Raw genomic sequence first — 17,928 nt, 5'->3', positions numbered from 1 at the left:
AGGGGAGGTTATCTCAGCTGGGCAGAACCGTTCCTCGCGATTCTGGACTACCGCGTCAAGCGCGGCAATGACGGGACAGTCGGGTGCCGAAGCCTCATTGGTCACGCCTCGGCTTGATCGGGCATCCAGACTGATTTTCTTCACGCGAACCGGTAGGGACGCTATTTGGCAAGAGCCTTCCTGCCATTCCCCTCCCGTGAAAACCGGCCGGCAGTCGCGCGAATGGCCTACTCCACCCCCAGCTTGGTCTTCAGCAAATCGTTGACCGCCTGCGGATTGGCTTTGCCGCCGCTCTGCTTCATCACCTGGCCCACGAACCAGCCGATGGTCTTGGGCTTGGTCTTGATCTGTTCGACCTGGGCAGGATTGGCGGCGATCACCTCGTCGATGATCGCTTCGAGCGCGCTGATATCAGTGACCTGAACAAGGCCGCGCTGCTCCACGATCGCCTTCGGCGCGCCGCCCTCGTCCACCATGATGGTCAGGACATCCTTGGCGATCTTGCCGGAAATGGTGCCATCCTGGATCAGATCGATCAGCTCACCGAGATGATCGGCCGAGATGCCGAGCTCGAGAACGCCCTTGTTGCGGGCATTGGCATGGCCCGCAAGATCACCCGTCACCCAGTTGACGGCGAGCTTCGCATCGCGCCCCTTGGCCACCGCCTCGAAATAATCGGCCATATCGCGATCGCCCACCAGCACGCCCGCGTCATAGGCGTTGAGGCCGTAATCGCTCATGAACCGGGCTTTCTTCTCGTCCGGCAGCTCCGGCAGGCTTGCCTTGATCTCGGCAATCCAGGCCTCGTCCACCTCGAGCGGCAAAAGATCGGGGTCGGGGAAATAGCGATAATCATGCGCCTCCTCCTTGGAGCGCATGGAGCGGGTCTCGCCCTTGCGGGCATCAAAGAGGCGGGTCTCCTGGTCGATAATGCCGCCATCCTCGATGATGCCGATCTGCCGGCGCGCCTCATACTCGATCGCCTGGCCCATGAAGCGGATCGAGTTCACGTTCTTGATCTCGCAACGGGTGCCGAAGGGCTCACCCGGCCGGCGCACGGAGACATTCACATCGGCGCGCAGGTTGCCCTTCTCCATATCGCCATCGCAGGTGCCGAGATAGCGCAGGATGGTGCGCAGCTTGGTCACATAGGCCTTGGCCTCCTCGGCCGAGCGCATGTCGGGCTTGGAGACGATCTCCATGAGCGCCACACCCGAGCGGTTCAAGTCCACAAAGGACATGGTGGGATGCTGATCATGCAGGGACTTGCCCGCATCCTGCTCCAGATGCAATCGCTCGATGCCGACCTTGACCACCTCGCCATCGGGCATGTCGAGAAGGATATAGCCCTCTCCTACCACCGGCTGCTTGTACTGGGAGATCTGGTAGCCCTGCGGCAGGTCGGGATAGAAATAATTCTTGCGATCGAAAACGGAGCGCCGGTTGATCTGCGCTTTGAGGCCGAGGCCGGTCTTCACCGCCTGCTCCACGCAGAAGCGGTTGATCACCGGCAGCATGCCCGGCATGGCCGCATCAACCAATGACACATTCGCATTGGGCTCGGCACCGAAGGCGGTGGATGCGCCGGAGAACAGCTTGGCGTTGGAGGTCACCTGGGCATGGACTTCAAGCCCGATGATGATCTCCCAATCACCGGTCGCGCCGGGAATGAGCCGCGACTTGTCTGGCGTTCTTGTATCCTCGATCATTCTCGCATCCGCTTCTCGCTATCGGCAGCATGGGATAGAAGGCCCGTTCCGGCTCTGGTCCGCACACCCCTATCGCTTCAGCCTCGCCTCTTCATAGGCGATGAAATGGTTCATCATCATCCGCCACAGGCGCTCGGCGAAATCCGCATCAACACCCGATTGATCGGCAAGCCCACGCACCCGCTCAGCGACCTGTTCGACGCGCGCTTCGATCAGCGCCGGCAGGCCGAGCGCCGTCTTGACCTCGACCACACGATCCACATAGCGGGTGCGCTCGGCCAGAAGCGCGACCAGCGCTGCATCGATCCGGTCGATCTCGGCGCGAAGATCGGTCATGTCATGGCAGTCGGCCGGACTCTTGCTCATGGCTCAGGCCCACCAGCGTTCGGGTTGCGCCTTGAAGCCGGCCGCCTGCTCCATCACATGCGCGGTGCGGAACAGGGTCTCCTCGTCAAAGGGCCTGCCGATGAGCTGCAGCCCCAGCGGCAAGCCCTCGCCGGAGAGACCGGCGGGAACGGAAATGCCGGGCAGGCCTGCCATGTTCACGGTCACCGTGAACACGTCATTCAGATACATGCTCAAAGGATCGGTGATTGCGCCGGGGGCGAAGGCGGCGCTCGGCGTCGTTGGGGTCAAGAGCACGTCCACATCCGTGAATGCCTGTGCGAAATCGCGGGCGATCAGGCTGCGCACTTTCTGGGCCTTGAGATAATAGGCATCGTAATAGCCCGCCGAGAGCACATAGGTGCCGATCAGCACGCGCCGCTTCACTTCCGCGCCGAAGCCGGCCGCGCGGGTCTTCTCATACATGTCGATGATGTCATCGCCGTTGACCCTGAGCCCATAACGCACTCCATCGTAACGGGCGAGGTTGGACGAGGCCTCGGCGGGCGCGACAATGTAGTAAGCAGCCAGTGCATATTTGGTATGGGGCAGTGAAACCTCGCGGATCTCGGCGCCGGCCGCTTTCAGCCACTCGACGCCCTCGTGCCATAGCTGCTCGATCTCGGCCGGCATGCCATCCACGCGATATTCCTTGGGAACTCCCACTTTGAGGCCCTTGATGCTCTGGCCAAGCACCGCCTCGTAATCCGGCACGGGGCGGTCGACGCTGGTCGTGTCCTTGGGATCAACGCTCGCCATGGATTTGAGCAGGATGGCCGCATCGCGCACATCGCGTGCAATCGGGCCGGCCTGGTCGAGGGATGAGGCGAAGGCAACGATGCCCCAGCGCGAGCAGCGACCATAGGTGGGCTTGATGCCGACGGTGCCGGTAAAGGCCGCAGGCTGGCGGATCGACCCGCCCGTGTCGGTGGCGGTGGCCCCGGCACAAAGCCAGGCGGCGACCGCTGCAGCCGACCCGCCGGAGGAGCCGCCCGGCACGAGGGTCGTGTTGCTTTCCTTTGCCCGCCAGGGGTTGACCACCGGGCCGTAATAGGAGGTCTCGTTGGACGAGCCCATGGCGAATTCGTCCATATTGAGCTTGCCCAGCATCACCGCGCCATCGGCCCAGAGATTGGCGGTGACGGTCGATTCATAGGCAGGCTTGAAGCCGTCCAGAATGTGGGAGCAAGCCTGACTGTGCACATCGCGCGTGCAGAACAGGTCTTTGATGCCGAGCGGAATGCCTTCGAGCGGGCCGGCATTGCCGGCGGCGAGGCGCTCATCCGATGCATGCGCCATGGCCAGCGCTCTGTCCGGCGTCTCCGCCACATAGGCATTGAGCGCCCTGCCTTGCTCCATGGCCTCGAGATAGGCCGATGTGAGCTCGGTTGCGGTGAATGTCTTCGCTTTCAGCCCGGCGCGGGCCTCGGCAATGGTCAGCCGGGTGAGATCGGTCACGCTTCTTCTTCCTTCACTCGCCGGTTCGCGGGTTATTCGACGACCTTGGGCACGACGAAATAATTGTCGTCAGAGACAGGGGCATTGCGAACGACCGCATCAGGATCATCGCCGTCGGTCACCTTGTCCTCGCGCATCTTCATGGCCATGGCAACGATGCTCGTCATGGGCTCGATGCCGCTGGTGTCGACCTCGTCCAGTTGCTCGACCCAGTCCAGGATGGCGTTGAGTTCTCCTTGGAGCGCGTGGGCTTCCTCCTCGGTCACGGCGATGCGTGCCAGACGCGCGATATGGCGGACCGTCTTCTCGTCGACGCTCATTGCGGATCCAAACTGAAGCGATGCCCGGGGGCATCCAGACGGGATGCTGCATAGCATCAGTGGGAATGAGCGGCAACGCTCGAGGTCATAAGCGGCGTGCGTCACAGATTGCACGCGCGATGCGCGCAAGTCCAGGCAAGGTCTAAACGCTGTCCCGGCATGTCACATTGGGGCCGCGCTTTTTCCAGCTTCGCGGCGCAATTGTCCGAGACTTAGCACCGGTCAGCCGTGAATAAAATCAAACGGTCCGGGCTGCAAGACCAAGCAATAGCGAAAAGAAACACCTTATGAACTTAATCCATAAAGGCGATGGTTTGTGAAGAAACCCCTTCGTTTGTTCAGTTGGATCCTCAATCCTGTTCGGTTGAGGACACGGCCGGGCGCGATGCTGATCACGATACACCGGGCAATATGACCGCAACTGGCGATGTTCATTCGCAGGCGCCGCGCGCCGGTGGCGGTGAACAGGTCTGGGCGCTCCGGAAAACCTCAGCATTGTCCCCCGTGACACTGTCGCCGGAGACGCTGCCTCCTGCCGGCCCGTCAGCCGCCGAGCAGCCCGAATATGAGCCCTTTGTTTGCCCCAGAAAAGGTAAATGACTGTCATGCAAGACCAACATCACCAAGTGCCGACCACACAGCCGACGCAAGCAGCTGGAAGCCACAACCTCGATCGCGACGAGGCGGGCGAGGCTGCGATCACTCAGCTCATACATGTCGTGAACCAGGGAGATCTGGTTCGGACAGGGATCGCAACGACCCTCGATGGTGGCTGCGACGATGGGACCAGCAAAGCCGATCACCGGCCAAAGCTGGATCCAGCAATGGTCCAGTTGGCGGTGGAAACGCTCGAGCGGCGATTGCAGGGAAATACGGCGCTGTGGGAGGACGCCTCTCCCACGCCTCATGACACCACGCAAGCCGCTCAGGATCTGGGCACTCTTGCCTGAGCCGAAAACGGGCCACAGAACAAAAACAAAAGCGGCAAAAGGAGAATAAATGGATGTCTAAGTACTACAATCTTCAAATCATTCGCAGCAAAACAGCTCGGGACCGACTGCTGTGAGCCATGAACCTTCAGCTCGACCAGCTAGCCCCACCAACGCCATCTTCGATCTCTCCGATCCGACGTCCATCACGACCGTCGCGTATGACGATTTCAACCCAAAAAGGCAAACATTTTACATCATCCCGCCAAACGGGTGGTCTCTTCTAGATGTGGTGACGCAGATCGAGTCCAAGCTCGCTAGAACGGAGGGCAATCGATCGGTCGTGAACTTTACATGGCATCGGGAAAACGAGGCAGTTCCTCTGGGCTCCGTCACCTTGGCTCGGGATTGGTGGTGGGGCCCACGGGACCACCAGAACCACCTGTCAGGGAGGACACCCGAAATGCTCCAGGTGGAGGAGGAAGCAAAGCTCTTTGAGTCGGCGATGCTTTATCAGAAGGGCACTTCCCGCGCCACTCGATCCACCGAGCAAAATGAAGGCGCCTCTGACGGTATTGTCGGTTTCGGTGAACTGCACGACTGCACGAAGCGCCCGGATCTGGAAGCCTTCGATCACGACTTCGGCGATCATCAGGACGCGCTGACTATGGCTTAGCATTCAACAGGAGGAGATCAAGATGACTGAGGACGGGTGTACGAACAGACGGGATTCAACGACCTCCTCCGAAGCGGCGGCGGCGGAGCACACGGAGAAACACAAAGCATCCGGACAGACGAGCTTAGCGAGTTCCTCTGAAGGCTTGATCGACTGTCACGTGTGGCTCACGCCCGATCAGCCCGGTGCCGCCCGGTTTGACCTGGTTGACGAAGCCAATGTCCGGCATCATTTTCCGCGCTTCAACCCGGACCGGCACGTATTGGAAGTCCGTTCAGCAGACTCGGACAAATCATCAGGTGATCCTCCATCCGCGCCAATCTTGAGCTTCAGGTTCGATGACACCCCAGTTGAGGGATTGGAGACCGTGGCCCTGCATTTCTGGTTCAAGGATACTGACCAGTATCTCGGGTCGATAACGCTTGAGCCGAGTTCTTGGGCGGATTTGCGTCAGGATCTGCCACTGCATGCCGCGAAGGAGCGGCTTGCATCGAAGCTTAACCTGACCGCAACGCCCTCGGCAGGAACGGAGGCTGCTCTACCTTCCGACAGGGGTGACGAATTCACGTCCGAGGATCGTTCACCGTGCTCGGATGCGGATTGGTCTGTGCTCTCCTGAGGGACAGTGTCAAGGCATCCCCATGTAGGGCGAGAATGGTGGAACAGAGGTTGGACGCGCCGCCTCATGCGCGCCCGGAGCCAAGATCCCGATGAGGCAGATGCCAAGGTGCTCAGGCAGGTGGAAGTGAATTACAAGTCCGAAGGTCCACCACTGGTCGATACGCCGTGAGTGGCATGATCGCCACCTGACAGGCCGGTCCAGCCTTGAAGCTGAGGACCGGGCGCAATCGGCCGCCGATGCTATTCATTCCGGCAGGGAACGGGTTGCGCGACGGTCAGAGGCAAGGCATCACCTTACCCGTCTTGGGGAAACGTGCCCTGCAGAGCCAGGCGCATGACAATCCAATACAGCAGATCTGGTCGCCCCGGCGGTGGGCTGGCAGGACTTGCCGCCACCGCCCAGGACGCGCTCGCCGGGAGCTGAAACCACTCGGACTTCTTGAGGGGGCTCTCCACCCCCCCCCGGCGGCCGCAAACCCCTGGCGGCCTCGTCAATGTTGGTCTCCTCGCAGAGCTTGCGACAGATGGATCGAGCCGCTGCACCGGCCAGTCCGCACGCCCCAATGAGCCTGTCCATATTGCGCTGACGTTTCAGATCGTGCGGACCTGCATGGGAGAGCATACGGCCCGTCACGAATACTATAGATTCAATGATGGAGGATTCAATAACCACGAAGTAAAACTACGACTGATGATCCATAGATCATTAGTTTTAGAGTCCATTTCTTGTGTACAAAGACCTATTTTCGAGCAGACGTGAATTAATAGCATTCGAGAATTCAATAAGATAGCGCGGATCAACCCGGCGTCCTGATCGGTTTGGAATGCGAACGCGCTTTCGCTGGGCGGAGTATGTCACAGTGGTGACCGGTTTTTGCCGGCTTCTCGCGAGTTATTACAGCCAGGCAAGCAATTGAAGCTGTCGCCTGAGCCAACAGCCCTTGACTATTGTGGCCGAATCTCGGCCACGCGCGATCCCCGGATGTCTGGTGTCTCAGACCGGATTGGGATGACTACGCATGCCGCATGGCTGCGCGAATGGCTTTTGGGGGCGGATCGACGAAGGAGGGTGCGCTCTCCTCAAGCCGTTCATGGCCGCGAGCATAGGCGGGGTGCACTCAGGGGGCAGGCTTCAATGGCTTCGCCGGACCCTTCGAACCTCTAAAGGATCAGTGTCATGGAAGACCACAAAGCCTCCAGCACACCGTCCGTTGTGACGGCCGAGCTTGCTTCCGCCTATGGTCGTGCCTATCAGCACTACTCCAGTTCCAAGACGCTCTGTGCGGAAGAGCAGGACGAGAAAAATATGTATTGCGGCATCTGGTTGAACCCTGGGGGCGGCAAGAACATCATTGTGGATGGGGTGTCCGAAAGCGCCATTCCCCATTCATTCTTTAAGTTCAATCCAACTGATCACCATCTGAACTTTGTCGTTCCTGACGGAACCGTCATTCCCCAACCCGGTCAGCGTGTGCCGGATAGTGCAGATCCGACCAAGTCCTTTCTCGAGTTCCGTTTCAGTGTCGATCAGGACCCATATACCGACCCAGAGTTGGCAAAACCGCGGGTACCAACCCTTAATGTAATCCTGCATGGTCAAGGAAAAACTCGGGTCATTACCTCGGTCGAAACGCAGAAGACCATCTGGGAGCCTCTCCAGGACAAGCATCAAACGAGCACCGAAGCGGAAAACGCTCTCCTCAAGATGCTCAAGTTTTCCGCTTCCAATCAGATGCCCGAAATAGCTTCAGAGGAAGCCCCTCAGGTCCTGCAATCACCGGACTGGAGCCTTAGCTTGGCCTAGTCTATTTCGGCCCTGTGCGTGTCCCTGCACAGGGCCGATTAGCGCTATCGCGAAGTGATTACCGAGACCTCGAGCTTGGGGATGGCCCACCATGCCTCTTGCGGATCGGGGATCTTCCCCTCTGCGGGTATTTGCTCTTGCATGGAACAGAGCGCCGGGGCACCTACTGACAGTAGAGACTTGTCAGGGGTCCTTGAATGATGCGTGAGGAGATTGTCCAGCATGATGTGGCCGTCGTCGGCGGTGGGCCGGCGGGGCTTGCCGCCTGCGCCCTGCTTGTTTCGCGCGGCATCAGACCGGCGCATGTCACGGGGGTGAAGCGCGAGATGCGCGATCCGCGCACGGCCGCATTGATGCAGGGCACCTTGCCCATTCTCGACACTTTGGGACTTTGGCCGGGATTGCTGAAGGCGCAGTCCGCTCCCCTCTGGACGCTACGCCTGATTGACGAGACGCGGCACCTGATCCGCGCGCCCAGCATCACATTCGATGCCCGTGAGCTTGGAGACGAGCCCTTCGGCTGGAATATTCCCAATGCAACCTTGGCGGATGCCCTGCGTGAGATCATCCCGGATGATGCGGTAGCCACATATGAGGGGCTTTCCGTCACCTGGACCGAGCCCCGCGATACCTTGATCAAGCTTCATCTCTCCGATGGGCGCATCCTGCGCGTGCGCGCGGTGATCGCCGCCGATGGAGGGGAGTCCCGCTGCCGCGGCTCGGCGGGGATCAAGACGTATGGCGCAGATTATCGCCAGCAGGCCATCGCGACGAGCTTTGGCCATTCCCTGCCGCATCATGACTGCTCAACGGAACGGCACCGTGAAAACGGTCCCCTGACGACGGTGCCCCTGCCCGGCAATCGCTCAAGCCTTGTCTGGATGGACCGTCCTGATGAGATCAAACGCCTGATGGCGCTCGATGATCGCACCTTCGCTGCCGAGCTTGAACGATATGTGGGCGGCGAACTCGGCGCGGTCAGCGACATTGGCCCGCGCCGTGCGTTTCCCGCCAGAACCATGATTGCGCGGCAATTTGCGGCAAAACGCACCTTCCTGGTCGGGGAAGCCGGCCATGTCCTGCCGCCCATCGGGGCGCAGGGTCTCAATTTGGGCTTGCGTGATGCCAAGGCCGCCGCTTGGCTCATCGCCGATGCCCTGGCCTATGGAGAGGATCCCGGCGGGGCCGAGCCGCTGACCGCCTATGATCAGGCCCGGCAACGGGATGTCGTGCCACGGGGCATTGGCATTGATCTGATGAACCGCTCGCTGCTTTCCCGTCTGCTGCCGGCTCAGGCCGGCCGTGTACTCGCGGTTGGCGCCCTCGCCCAGATCGCGCCCCTGCGCAGGGCGGTGATGCGGGGCGGCCTCGGGATCGGGCATTAACCGTTCACTCGTTCGTGTGCCACAGGACTGGCCCGGTCCTTGCTTTGCTCGTAATTGCAGGACGATGCCTTGAGTCCGCCACAAGGCGGCTCTTGCGTTGGCACAGGAATATCCTTATTCCGTTGCTCATCCTGCCGTATTGCACATTCCCGTTTGGCCGGGCGCCGCGTGGGCGCCATCGGTGGGATGGTAATGGGCATGGCAGGATGCAAAGCAGGATCGTGGCGAACGGCACTATGGCTGAGATCAATCGAACCGCTAAGTTTCAGATCGGACAGGTCGTCAAGCACCGCGTTTATCCCTTCCGCGGCGTCATCTTCGATGTCGACCCCACCTTCTCCAATAGCGAGGAATGGTGGCTTTCGATCCCCGAGGAGATCAGGCCCAGCAAGGATCAGCCTTTTTACCACTTGCTCGCCGAGAATGACGAGAGCGAGTATATCGCTTATGTCTCCGAACAGAATCTCCTCACCGATGAGAGCGGTGAGCCCGTCCGCCATCCGCAGGTCCAGGAAATGTTCGAGCGCTTCGACGAGCAGCAAGGAGTCTACCGCCTGCGTGCCCGCAAGGCGCATTGAGCGACAGCTCCAGCGCGCGCGCCTCTTCCGCCGCCGCGCGTTCATCTTGATGAGCCTTCCTGCGCTGCTCGCCTTCGGCCCGGGGCTTACCACACGTGCTGATGCCGAACCGGTGCATGGCATCGCCATGCATGGTGCACCCAAATATCCCGCTGATTTTCAAGCATTCGACTATGTAAACCCGGAGGCGCCCAAGGGTGGCAGCCTGACCCTCCCCATGGTCGGCACCTTCGACAGCCTCAATCCCTTCATCATTCGCGGCCAGGCACCGAGCGGATTGCGGGATTATGTATTCGAAAGCCTCATGGCGCGGAGCCGGGACGAGCCTTTTACCCTTTATGGCCTGATCGCCAAGACCATCGACCTCTCAGAAGACGGCCGTGCGGTCACGTTTACGCTCGATCCCAGGGCGCGCTTTGCCGATGGGCAACGGATCACCCCTGAGGATGTGGCCTTTTCCTGGGAGGTGCAGCGCGATCAAGGACGCCCCAACCTCAGGATCTATTATCGGAAGGTCGAGCGGGTCGAGCAGCCGAGCCCGGATCGCGTCCGCTTCATCCTTGAAGATGGGGATGATCGCGAATTGCCGCTCGTTCTGGCGCTGATGCCGATCCTGCCCAAGCATCGCTATGATAATGGCCGCTTCGAGGTTACCTCGCTTGAGCTGCCGCTCGGCTCCGGTCCCTATGTGGTTGCCAGCATTCGACCGGGCGCCGAGATCACCTATGCCCGCAACCCGGATTATTGGGGACGCGACCTCGCGGTCAATCTCGGCCGGTTCAATTTCGATCAGATCCGGATTGTCTATTTTCGCGACAGTAATGCCGCCTTCGAGAGCTTCAAGAAGGGACTGGTGGATATCCTGTTCGAGAATGATCCCACCCGCTGGATGCGCGGCTTCAATTTCCCGGCGGCCAATCGCGGCGATGTGCTCAAGGAAAGCTTCGCAACAGGCCTTCCTGCGCCGCTGACTGCCTTTGTATTCAATACGCGTCGGGCGCCTTTTTCCGATATCCGGGTCAGGGAGGCGCTGCTCAAGCTGTTCAATGGCGCCTGGATCAACCGGAACTTCTATTTCGACCAATTCGTGCGCACCGACAGCTATTTTGCGGGCTCGGAGCTTTCCGCCGCAGGACGTCCCGCTGGTGCGGCGGAACGTGCCCTGCTTGCGCCATTTCCCTCTGCCGTCCGCTCGGACATTCTCGATGGCAGCTACCGATTGCCGGATGGATCTGAAAGCGGGCGCGATCGGGAAAGCCGCAAGGCAGCACTCGATCTGCTCGAAGCGGCTGGCTTCACGATCCGCAACTCACAGCTGGTGAATGGAGCAACCGGCCTTCCCTTCAGCTTCGAGCTCCTCACCACCACCCAGGAGATGGAGCGGCTCGCGCTGGCCTATAGCCGCAATCTCGCAAGCCTTGGGATCACCGCTCGCATCCGGCAGGTCGATTCGAGCCAGTTTCAGACGCGGCTGCAATCTTACGACTTCGATGTCGCGCATAATGTCTGGCAGAATTCCTTATCGCCCGGCAATGAGCAGGAGTTCTACTGGGGCTCCTACGGGGTCGACCATCCCGGCACGCGCAATTACATGGGGGCGAACGAGCGCGCCATCGATGCGTTGATCGCCAGGATGGTCGCGGCCACGAGCCGGGACGAGCTCATCAGCGCCACGCGGGCACTCGATCGGGTGCTGATGTCGGGCATCTATGTGGTGCCGCTATTCCATGCTCCGGGGCAGTGGGTTGCCCGCTGGACGCGGATCGCGCATCCCAAAACCACCCCGCTGTTCGGCTATCAGCTGGATAGCTGGTGGCGCATGCCGGGATTGTGATTTTTCCGCTGCGCGACTGGGCAGAGATGCCGTAATCTCCGCCCATGCTGTCCTATTCCGCTCCCCTGCCCCCGCGCTCGTTCAATCTCGCCCGCTATTGCCTTGCGGAAAGCGCCACGGCCAAGCCCGAAGCCCTGGCGCTGATCGTGAGCCGCGATGCATCGTCCGATCAGGGGGCAACCTATTGGCGCTATGGCGCGCTCGAAGACGTGGTCCTGCGCATCGCCGAGGGGTTCCGACGCTGCGGTTTCAAGCGGGGCGAGCGCGTCTTCCTGCGCATGGGCAATAGCGCGGATTATGCCTTCCTGTTCTTCGGGGCCAATGCGGCTGGTCTGGTGCCGATCCCTGCATCATCCATGTTGTCGACGGCCGAGGCGAGCTTCCTTATCGCCGATGCGCAGGCGCGTGCTGTCGTCACCGACGGGACCCTGCCCATGCCCTCCCTTCCCGAGGATGTGAGGGTGATCGGCCCGGATGGGATCGCGGCGCTCAAGACCTCGCCGCGCGGTGATTACGCTGACACCAAGGCTGATGATCCAGGCTTTCTGATCTATACGTCCGGCACCCAGCGGTCACCAAAGGGGGTGTTGCATGCCCAGCGCGCGGTCTGGGGCCGCCGGCCGATGTATCAGGGCTGGTATGGCTATGAGCCGGGGGACGTGGTGCTGCATGCGGGCGCCTTCAACTGGACCTATACTTTGGGCAGCGGTCTGTTCGATCCCTGGGCCAATGGGCTCACCAGCATCGTCTATGTCGGCCAGAAGGACATCGCGGTCTGGCCCAAGCTGATCCAGCGTCATGGCGCCACCATCATGGCGGCGGTGCCGACGGTCTATCGCCAGATGCTCAAATATTGCGCGCTGGAGCGGGGCGCCCTTGCGCCCTTGCGTCATGGCCTCACCGCTGGTGAAGCTCTGCCGGAGACATTGCGCAGCGCCTGGCGGGAGCACACTGGCCTCACGCTTTATGAGGCGCTGGGGATGAGCGAGATCTCGACCTATATCTCGTGCTCCCCAAGCGTGCCTCCCAAACCAGGCGCGGTGGGCAAGCCCCAGGCCGGGCGTGCGGTTGCCATTCTCGACCCGGAAACACAGGACGAAACACCCCTGCCCGTGAACAGCACCGGCCTCATCGCCGTGCATCGCAGCGATCCCGGGCTCATGCTCGGCTACTGGAACCGGCCTGAAGAGGAGGCGCAAGTCTATCGCGGCCAATGGTTCATCGGCGGTGACCTTGGCCGGTTGGACGAGGATGGCTATCTCTGGTTCGAGGGCCGGGCGGACGACATCATGAATGCGTTCGGCTATCGGGTATCGCCGCTGGAAGTGGAAGCCGTGCTGGCCCGCCATCCGGCGGTGGCCGATGTGGCGGTGGCGGAGGTGCGCATGCGCAATGATGTCTCGCTGATCGCCGCATTCTTCGTGCCGCGCGATGGCCAGAGCATCGCGCCCAAGGCGCTCATTGATTTCGCCGGTCAGGAGCTGGCAGCCTATAAGCTGCCGCGGGCCGCGTTCGCCATCGCGGAGCTGCCCCGCACGCCCAATGGCAAAGTTAAACGCTCGGCACTCGCGTCCTTGATGCCCGCAGAGCCGGCGGAAGGAGCGATGTCATGACAACCCGGCCCAGCACGACCATCGATGTGGTCTCGGATGTGGTCTGCCCCTGGTGCTATGTGGGCAAGCGCCGGCTCAGCGCGGCTATCGCCTTGCGCCCGGATGTTCAGATTGCGGTGCGCTGGCATCCGTTCCAGCTTGATCCCACGATCCCGGCGGAGGGCGTTGATCGCAAGGCCTATCTCGCGCGCAAATTCGGCAGCGAAGAGCGCGTTGCGGAAATACACGAGCAGATCAAGGCGGCCGGCGAGAGCGTCGGCATAAGCTTCGCCTTTGACCTGATTGCCCGCTCACCCAATACACTGAGCGCCCATCGCCTCATTCACGCCGCCCCCACCGCTGATATCCAGGACCGCCTGGTCGAGCGGCTGTTCGCGCTGTATTTCACCGAAGGCCGCGACATTGGCAATGCGATCGTGCTGGCGGACGCGGCCGCGGATGCGGGGCTTGAGCGTGCGGCTGCTGCGCAATTGATTGCCGGGGATGATGGGCTCAACGCCGTGCGCCAGGAGATCAGCGCGGCTCAGAATGCCGGCATCCGCGGTGTGCCCTGTTTCATTTTTGGCCAGCGCTATGCGGTCTCAGGCGCGCAGCCACCGGAGCTGATGGCAGACATGATCGACCGGACGATCAGCGCGTGATTGGGCCGTTTGATCGGATTTGCGAAATCGTTTCCCTGCCCTCTTGCCGCCGTTATGGCTGCCTGCCCCGTGCTGATCAGACGATCCGCGTCGAGCTATAGCGGCTGCGCGGGTCGATGATGATCATCTCCGGCTTTTTCTCGATCGAGAGCACGTTCTGTGTGCCTGAAAAGAGATCAAGGGACGAGACTGCGGCGAGCGCTGCTCCCGTAACCAATCCGAGCAGGACGCCGCCGATCAGCGCGCGCCGCAGCCCGGTGCGTGCGGCCCTGGCCGCAGCGATGGATTGCACCATAAAGAACCCCACTGTTCCCCCGGCCCATGCGACCGCGACCGTTCCCCATGGCCGCGACAAGGGTTAACCAGTTATCAACCAGAATGCGGTTCAGGCGCAAGGGGCAGGCTGTGTCCGAATTGTCACAGCAGCCGGTCCGAATCATGCGGCATCGCTGGGACGCTCCAGCACGGCGACCACATGTCCTTCCGCCAATTGCTCGCCCTCCCGTGCCCCGATCGTCTTCACCAGCGCGGGCCCGGGGGCGACCAGCGCATGTTCCATCTTCATGGCCTCCAGCACAGCAAGCTTCGTGCCGCGCTCGACCATTTCGCCTTCGCTCACCAGAATACGGATCAGCTTGCCGGACATGGGGGCACGGATCACAGCGCCGCCATCAATCGCATCGATATCGCGTTCCAGCATATCCTGAGCGCGGAGCTCCAGGTGATGGCCATACCATTGGGCATAGACCACATCAGCCTCATCGAACACGATTGCTGTCTCGGATTGTCCCGCGAGGGTCGCGCGGAAATGGGATCCCTCGCGCGCGAAATCGGCAAGTTCCGTTTCACTGCTGCCCACAAGAATGGTGCCATCGCGCCGCCACGTGAGATCAAGCTCGACAGGGTCACCATTGATCAGCAGAGAAAGATGGGTTCTCGCGTCCCCGCCCAGGCTCCAGCCATTCATGAGCGACCAGGGCGAACGAGGCTCGTTCGTCAGCAGCGGAGCCCTTGCCGCATTCACACGCTTGAGATGAGTGAGCCAGAGGCCGGCGGCGAGGCTGTCGCGCAAGGTGAGTGAAAGGTCAGGCACCAAGGCGCTGATCCTGGCATCGATCAGCCCGGTGTCGAAATTCCCGTCGAGAAAGGGCTTGAACTCGAGCAGCCGCTCGAGAAAGCCGAGATTGGTCCTTAGGCCGAGGATAGATGTTTCGCGGAGCGCTCGGCTGAGCCTTGCCATGGCTTCCTCGCGATCCCTGCCCCAGACGATCAGCTTTGCGATCATCGGGTCGTAATAAGGGCTGATCCGCGCCCCCTGCTCGACACCCGTATCGATCCTGAGCCCCTCCTGGTCTTCAGGCCAGGTCAGCCGCGCCAGGGTTCCGCTTTGCGGCAGGAAACCATGCGCCGGATCCTCCGCATAGAGACGCGCCTCGACCGCGTGGCCCACGGGGGCGCCGAGATCGGCTTCAGTGAATGGCAAGGGCTCACCGGCCGCCACCCGCAATTGCAGCGCGACCAAATCAAGGCCGGTGATGGCTTCAGTGACCGGGTGCTCGACCTGGAGACGGGTGTTCATCTCCATGAAATAGAAGGCGTCCTCGTTGAGGCCCTCGCTTGCATCGACGATGAATTCAACGGTTCCCGCCCCCTCATAGCCCACGGCCCTGGCTGCTGCGAGCGCCGCCTCTCCCATCCGGCGGCGCATGGTCTCGCTCATGCCGGGTGCTGGTGCCTCTTCGATCACCTTCTGGTGGCGACGCTGCAGCGAGCAATCACGCTCGAACAGATGCACGACATTACCATGGCTGTCGCCGAAGACCTGGATCTCTATGTGGCGGGGCTTCGCCACATAGCGCTCGAGCAGCACCCGGTCGTCGCCAAAGGCCGAGCGCGCCTCGCGGCGGCAGGCAGCGAGCGCATCGGCAAAGTCCTGATGCCGGTCGACCCGCCGCATCCCTTTGCCGCCACCGCCCGCCACCGCCTTGATGATCAGGGGATAGCCGAGTTCATAGGCCTTCTGCTTGAGGAAGCTGTCATCCTGCAGATCACCGTGATAGCCGGGCACGACCGGCACACCGGCCTTCTCCATGATGGCTTTGGCGGCATCTTTGAGACCCATCGCGCGGATCGCTGCCGGGGGCGGGCCAACAAAGGTGATGCCGGCATCGGCACAGGCTTCAGCGAATTCGGCATTCTCAGACAGAAAGCCATAGCCCGGATGGATGCACTCGGCCGCCGCCTCGCGCGCAATCTCGAGGATGCGATCACCGCGCAGATAGCTCTGGGCAACTTCCGCTGGGCCAAGCCGGTAGGCCTCATCGGCGAGGCGGACATGAAGGGACGCCGCATCCTCATCCGAATAGACGGCGATGGTGCGCAGGCCAAGGGTCTTTGCCGTTCGTATCACACGCACGGCAATCTCACCGCGATTGGCAATCAGAACGGATGAAAACATGACCCGCACTCCGTTATCCGCGACATTTGCCCAAGGCAAATCAACGCATCAGCCCCTCGCGCGCAAGATCGTCCGCGACCTCCTGAACGGAGGAGGCCAGGGTATCGGCCAGAAAATCGACCTCACTGCGGTTCAAGACCAGAGGCGGTGAGATGATGTTGAGCGCGCCAAGCGGGCGCACCATGAGGCCGTGCCGGCCGCAGACGGTGGCGATGCGCTTTCCAATGTCAACGGCAGCGGGCAGAGGCTCCCGCGTGTTCTTATCAGCAACATACTCGACGCACATCATGAAGCGCTTTCCGCGCACATCGCCCACCAGCGGCAGATCCCGCAGCTCATCAAGCCGCTGTTCGAGATAGGTGCCGAGATTACGCACGTGGGCGAGCAAGTCCTCGCGCTCGATGATCTCGATATTCTTCAGGGCGACCGCGCAGCCGATGGGGTGCCCGCTATAGGTAAAGCCATGGGTGAACATGGCGGATGGGTCGCCATTGGAGATCACGTCATGGATGGCGTCGGAATAGATAACAGCCGCAAGCGGAAAATAGCCGGAGGTGATGCCCTTGGCGGTTACGATCATATCCGGCTCGATGCCAAAGACATCATGGCTTGCGAACATGTGGCCGACGCGGCCGAAGGCGGTCACCACCTCGTCCGCAATGAAGAGGATGCCGTGGCGGCGGCACAGCTCCGCCATGCGCCGGTTATAGTCGGCCGGCGGGACGATCACCCCACCTGAACCGAGGATCGGCTCGGCGATGAAGGCGGCGATGCGATCGGCCCCGATCTCGGCGATCTTGGCCTCGAATTCCTGCACGAGGACATCACAGAACGCCTGCTCGTCCATGCCCTCGGGCCGCCGATAGGGATTGGGCGAAGAGATGTGGTGAATGAAATCGGTCAGATAGTGAAAGTAAGGCGAGCGGTCGCCGGCGCGATTGCCGAGCGACATGGCCAACATGGTCGAGCCGTGATAGCTGTCGCGGCGCGATATGATGTGGTGGCGCTGCGGCTGGCCGCGCCGGCTCCAGTAGTAATGGGCAAGCCTGATGGCCGTGTCGTTGCCGGAGGAACCGGAGGTCGCGTACGCGACATGGTTGAGATCGCCTGGCGCATAGGCCGCAAGCTGCGCGGCCAGTTCAGCCGCAGGCGCATTGGTCACGTCGCCGAATGCAGAGAAATAGGCAAGCTCGCGTGCCTGGTCCGCCATGGTCTCGGCGATCTCATCACGGCCATAGCCGACATTGACGCACCATAGGCCGGCAATGCCATCGAGATAGCGATGGCCATCAGCATCATAGATGTAGCAGCCTTCCGCCTTGCGGATGATGGTCGCTCCGGTCTCGCGGAAGCTCTCGAAATGCTGCCAGGGATGGAGGAAATGATCGCGATCCTTGCGCCAGACGTCCTCGGCATCGATATGGTTATGTCCACGGAAATTCATATGCCTCTTCCCCTCGCGCGATTGCGTGGGGATCGTGCCCGAAGCGCTGCTCAAGGACAAGCCCGCGTGGTCTC

15 protein-coding genes are annotated in these 17,928 nt (G+C 61.4%); 8 read left to right on the top strand and 7 right to left on the bottom strand.

The features are described 5' to 3' along the window. Positions 1 to 227: 227 nt before the first annotated feature. The 4 genes from gatB to gatC form a co-directional block, all read right to left on the bottom strand. Positions 228 to 1,709 (bottom strand): Asp-tRNA(Asn)/Glu-tRNA(Gln) amidotransferase subunit GatB, encoded by a 1,482-nt coding sequence (gatB, locus tag RCF49_RS01440; RefSeq protein ID WP_342642270.1) that lies wholly within the window; start codon positions 1,707 to 1,709, stop codon positions 228 to 230. Positions 1,710 to 1,778: 69 nt separating this feature from the next. Continuing rightward, positions 1,779 to 2,075 carry a chorismate mutase gene (locus RCF49_RS01435; RefSeq protein WP_342642269.1) on the bottom strand — a complete coding sequence of 99 codons (297 nt, stop codon included), beginning with the start codon at positions 2,073 to 2,075 and terminating at the stop codon, positions 1,779 to 1,781. A 3-nt stretch (positions 2,076 to 2,078) separates the two neighbouring features. After that, on the bottom strand, positions 2,079 to 3,551 hold the full coding sequence (gene gatA / locus RCF49_RS01430) for an Asp-tRNA(Asn)/Glu-tRNA(Gln) amidotransferase subunit GatA (protein ID WP_342642268.1): 1,473 nt from the start codon (positions 3,549 to 3,551) through the stop codon (positions 2,079 to 2,081). 32 nt (positions 3,552 to 3,583) lie between these two features. After that, positions 3,584 to 3,871 (bottom strand): Asp-tRNA(Asn)/Glu-tRNA(Gln) amidotransferase subunit GatC, encoded by a 288-nt coding sequence (gatC, locus tag RCF49_RS01425; protein WP_342642267.1) that lies wholly within the window; start codon positions 3,869 to 3,871, stop codon positions 3,584 to 3,586. Between the two features lie 596 nt (positions 3,872 to 4,467). Here gatC and RCF49_RS01420 point away from each other — a divergent pair. From RCF49_RS01420 to RCF49_RS01385, 8 genes are all read left to right on the top strand, one after another. Further along, a complete protein-coding gene (locus RCF49_RS01420) occupies positions 4,468 to 4,821 on the top strand; it encodes a hypothetical protein (protein WP_342642266.1) in 354 nt (117 codons plus the stop codon). 112 nt (positions 4,822 to 4,933) lie between these two features. Continuing rightward, on the top strand, positions 4,934 to 5,476 hold the full coding sequence (locus RCF49_RS01415; RefSeq protein WP_342642265.1) for a hypothetical protein: 543 nt from the start codon (positions 4,934 to 4,936) through the stop codon (positions 5,474 to 5,476). A 1,798-nt stretch (positions 5,477 to 7,274) separates the two neighbouring features. Next, positions 7,275 to 7,901 carry a hypothetical protein gene (locus RCF49_RS01410; RefSeq protein WP_342642264.1) on the top strand — a complete coding sequence of 209 codons (627 nt, stop codon included), beginning with the start codon at positions 7,275 to 7,277 and terminating at the stop codon, positions 7,899 to 7,901. Between the two features lie 197 nt (positions 7,902 to 8,098). Further along, on the top strand, positions 8,099 to 9,286 hold the full coding sequence (locus RCF49_RS01405) for an FAD-dependent monooxygenase (protein WP_342642263.1): 1,188 nt from the start codon (positions 8,099 to 8,101) through the stop codon (positions 9,284 to 9,286). A 206-nt stretch (positions 9,287 to 9,492) separates the two neighbouring features. Then, complete coding sequence (hspQ, locus tag RCF49_RS01400; RefSeq protein WP_342642262.1) at positions 9,493 to 9,864, top strand: heat shock protein HspQ; 372 nt, start codon at positions 9,493 to 9,495, stop codon at positions 9,862 to 9,864. Positions 9,865 to 9,913: 49 nt separating this feature from the next. Continuing rightward, on the top strand, positions 9,914 to 11,698 hold the full coding sequence (locus RCF49_RS01395) for an extracellular solute-binding protein (RefSeq protein ID WP_342642261.1): 1,785 nt from the start codon (positions 9,914 to 9,916) through the stop codon (positions 11,696 to 11,698). A 44-nt stretch (positions 11,699 to 11,742) separates the two neighbouring features. Further along, complete coding sequence (locus RCF49_RS01390; protein ID WP_342642260.1) at positions 11,743 to 13,311, top strand: acyl-CoA synthetase; 1,569 nt, start codon at positions 11,743 to 11,745, stop codon at positions 13,309 to 13,311. Continuing rightward, complete coding sequence (locus RCF49_RS01385) at positions 13,308 to 13,952, top strand: DsbA family oxidoreductase (protein ID WP_342642259.1); 645 nt, start codon at positions 13,308 to 13,310, stop codon at positions 13,950 to 13,952. Before RCF49_RS01390 ends, RCF49_RS01385 begins: the two co-directional genes overlap by 4 nt. A gap of 76 nt (positions 13,953 to 14,028) precedes the next feature. On the opposite strand, the gene RCF49_RS01380 is transcribed toward RCF49_RS01385, so the two are convergent. The 3 genes from RCF49_RS01380 to RCF49_RS01370 form a co-directional block, all read right to left on the bottom strand. After that, positions 14,029 to 14,247: a hypothetical protein gene (locus RCF49_RS01380; protein WP_342642258.1), complete on the bottom strand. Its 219-nt coding sequence runs from the start codon at positions 14,245 to 14,247 to the stop codon at positions 14,029 to 14,031. 141 nt (positions 14,248 to 14,388) lie between these two features. Then, positions 14,389 to 16,410 carry an acetyl/propionyl/methylcrotonyl-CoA carboxylase subunit alpha gene (locus RCF49_RS01375; RefSeq protein ID WP_342642257.1) on the bottom strand — a complete coding sequence of 674 codons (2,022 nt, stop codon included), beginning with the start codon at positions 16,408 to 16,410 and terminating at the stop codon, positions 14,389 to 14,391. 40 nt (positions 16,411 to 16,450) lie between these two features. Continuing rightward, positions 16,451 to 17,854, bottom strand: coding sequence for an aminotransferase (locus tag RCF49_RS01370; protein WP_342642256.1), 1,404 nt, complete (start codon positions 17,852 to 17,854; stop codon positions 16,451 to 16,453). Between the last annotated feature and the right edge of the window lie 74 nt (positions 17,855 to 17,928).

It is taken from the genome of Rhodoligotrophos sp. CJ14 (assembly GCF_038811545.1).
In the GTDB taxonomy this organism is placed as follows: Bacteria; Pseudomonadota; Alphaproteobacteria; order Rhizobiales; family Im1; genus Rhodoligotrophos; species Rhodoligotrophos ferricapiens.
Note: the sequence above shows the minus strand (reverse complement) of the source record. Positions and strands in the feature narration are given on the sequence as shown.